Here is a 3,049-nt window from a genome sequence, read left to right as displayed (position 1 = left end):
GTAAATCGCCGCTTCGCGGTCCCTTCAGCTTATTCCTTCCGGCTTATCGGGGACGGGCGGAGGTAACATCCCTGTAAAGCCCGCCCTCTCGGCGCATCCCTGCGCCTCGCCCCGGCCGGAAGGCAAACGCCTCAGCGATTTACAGCCGGACCTGGGCATCTCTGTAATCCCTCCGTTATTCTGAAGGCACGTTAATGCTTCTGATTTCAAATAACTGGGAATACTCGGCCCTCCGTAAAAGGGGGTTCACATTTTCAGGAAAGGTGGTTATGTTGGCGCGATAACTGTTATTTATCGGGAAACAACATGCGCACAAAATATACGGGTCTGCAAATCAGCATTCACTGGCTGGTTTTTCTGTTAGTGATTATGGCCTATTGCGCCATGGAATTCAGAGGTTGGTTCCCGCGAACCGATCGTCCGCTTATTAATATGATCCACGTTTCCTGCGGGATCAGCATCCTGGTGCTGATGGTGGCGCGCCTGCTTATCCGCCTGAAATTCCCGGCTCCGCCCATTCAACCGAAACCAAAAGCGATGATCACCGGGCTGTCCCATCTGGGGCATCTGGTTATCTACCTGCTGTTTATTGCGCTGCCGCTGATCGGCATGGTGATGATGTATAACCGGGGAAATGACTGGTTTGCGTTTGGCCTGACGATGCCGCATGCGGCGGAGGGGAATTTTGACCTGGTGGATACGCTAAAAGCGTGGCACGTAACGCTGGCGAATCTGGGGTATTTTGTGATTGGTTTGCACGCCTTTGCCGCGCTGATGCATCACTATTTCTGGAAAGACAATACGCTGCTGCGCATGATGCCGAAAAAGCGTCAGTGACCGATAATGCCCTGCCAACCCGCAGGGCATTTTTTTTGCGGCTTATTGCAGTTGCGCGCGCTCCTGCGCCGTTAAATCCAGTTCCTGAGTTGTACCCGTTTCTGAAGATTTTACCGCCGCTTCCAGCACCGCCATCACCGCCAGGGCTTCCACCGGATGGACCGGATTGTCAATCTTGCCGTTCAGGGCATCGCGCACGTTTATATAGTACTGCCGCTGGTCGCCTTTTGGCGCAGGGATAGCGCTGGCTTCACCCTGGGCATTAAACAGCACCATAGCGTCGCTGTCCTCACCCCAGCTTTCGCTACCCGGAATGACGCCTGCCAGAAGCTGGGCTTCCTGCTGATCGATGCGCGCTTTCACCACGCTGGCCTTATCGCCGTGGACGGTAAAGCGGGCAACGCCGCCTGCCACTAGCATGCTGCAATGGAGGACCACTTTGTGTTCAGGATAGTTCAGCACCACGTGCGCCCAGTCGTTAATTTCCGCACCGTCACGCAGGGTGGCGATGTTGCCCTGTACCGACAGCGGCAGACCAAAAAGCTGTAGCGTCTGGTCAATCATGTGCGGGCCTAAGTCGAACCACAGGCCACTGCCGGGAACATTTTGCTCTCTCCAGCGCACGCGAACCTCCGGGCGGAAACGATCGATATGCGATTCAAAGTGTTTTACCTTGCCGATACTGCCTTGCTCAATCACCTGCTTAATGCCGAGAAAATCGCTGTCCCAGCGGCGGTTATGGAAGACAGAGAGCAGGCGTTGTTTTTCTTGCGCAAGCGCAATCAGATCTCGCGCTTCCTGCATATCCAGCGTAAATGGCTTATCCACCACTACGTGCTTGCCGGCGTTGAGCGCCAGGGTGGCCAGCGGCGCATGGGTCGCGTTAGGGGAGGCGATAACCACCAGGTCGATATCCGGGTGCTGAATAGCCTCTTCAGGGGTGGCAACAACGAGGACGTCCGGCAGATCGCGTTTGACCTTTTCTTCATCCCGGGATGAGACCACCGCCAGCTTCAGGCCGTCGACGGACTGGATCAGCGGGGCATGAAACGTCTTACCCACAAAACCATACCCGATCAGCGCAATATTCATTGTCTTCACTTTATTCATGACCTTCTCCACGTTAATGCGCGCAAACGGTAACCTGCACGGCGCTATGGTCCCCGAGCTCTGCCCAGGGACGATCTAAAAACAGTTGATGAATCTGGGATAACCCTGAAACCAGATAAGGTTCGCACTGGTTGAGTTTCAGATGATCGGCGACTACCCAGTGCGCCTGGCTTGCGGCCAGCATGGCACGCTTCACCTCGGCATCCGCCTCCTGACTGGCGCTCAATCCGAGCTCGGCATGAATGGCGCATGCGCCAAGGATGGCGATATCCGCCCGGTAGCGAGAGAGCAGCGAAAGGGTGGCGCTTCCGGCAAACAGGCGCTGTTTCTGATCCCACTTTCCACCAAGCAGGATCAGATCGATATCTTCCCGATCGCTAACCTGCTGGGCGATATCAAGAGAAGGGGTGATGATGGTCAGCGGTCCCTGCAGGAAAGAGGCAACGGCCAGAAGTGTGCTTCCGGCGTCCAGAAAAAGCGTCGAGCCCGCAGGTACGCACTGCGCAACCTGTTTACCCAGCCGCTGCTTGATTTCAGGCAGTAAGGTATTCCTGCTAACTCGGTTCATCGTCGAGAGATTCAGCGCGATGGCGCCGCCATGGTTTTTTTGCGCCAGTCCCTGTTTTTCCAGATCGGTCAGATCGCGACGGATGGTATCCGCCGAAACCTGCAACTTTTCTGCCAGCTCAGTGATGCTGGCCTGGCCTTGTTCAGTAATAATTTCAAGTACATATTTTTGTCTGGCGGTTTTATGCATGGGTGCAGCATCCTGCAAAATGTCGCAATACTATGCAGTTTACAGCATTTTACAGGAAAGGGAATCGTAACAGGAGGGGGATGTTGTCCAAAACAGTTTAATAAGGTGAATATTGAATTAGCATTAATCAGTCATCAAAAACATGTATGTATCGTTTAGACCTGATGTTAACGCTATGTTTTACATAGAAATTTGGTTAAAGCTACCGAATAAGGAGTTCGAATAAGAATATAAAACCAGATTATAAATATAAATTGGTGCTTATATCTATTAGATATTCTTTTTAAAGTAAAATAATTTAATATTAATCAGCGAATGACTTAAATTGACAGTTCTTTGAAAATA

3 protein-coding genes are annotated in these 3,049 nt (G+C 52.5%); 1 reads left to right on the top strand and 2 read right to left on the bottom strand.

The features are described 5' to 3' along the window. Positions 1 to 306 precede the first annotated feature (306 nt). Positions 307 to 837, top strand: a complete 531-nt coding sequence (gene cybB, locus IPZ49_RS05550; RefSeq protein ID WP_023300059.1) for a cytochrome b561 — start codon at positions 307 to 309, stop codon at positions 835 to 837. A 42-nt stretch (positions 838 to 879) separates the two neighbouring features. Here the strand turns inward: cybB and IPZ49_RS05545 are convergent, their stop codons facing one another. Continuing rightward, on the bottom strand, positions 880 to 1,947 hold the full coding sequence (locus IPZ49_RS05545; protein WP_038416023.1) for an oxidoreductase: 1,068 nt from the start codon (positions 1,945 to 1,947) through the stop codon (positions 880 to 882). A 13-nt stretch (positions 1,948 to 1,960) separates the two neighbouring features. Beyond that, entirely contained in the window at positions 1,961 to 2,704 is a 744-nt protein-coding gene (locus IPZ49_RS05540) for a DeoR/GlpR family DNA-binding transcription regulator (protein ID WP_022648061.1), read from the bottom strand. Positions 2,705 to 3,049: the final 345 nt, after the last annotated feature.

It is taken from the genome of Enterobacter cloacae complex sp. S2 (assembly GCF_015159675.1).
Taxonomy (GTDB): Bacteria; Pseudomonadota; Gammaproteobacteria; order Enterobacterales; family Enterobacteriaceae; genus Enterobacter; species Enterobacter intestinihominis.
Note: the sequence above shows the minus strand (reverse complement) of the source record. Positions and strands in the feature narration are given on the sequence as shown.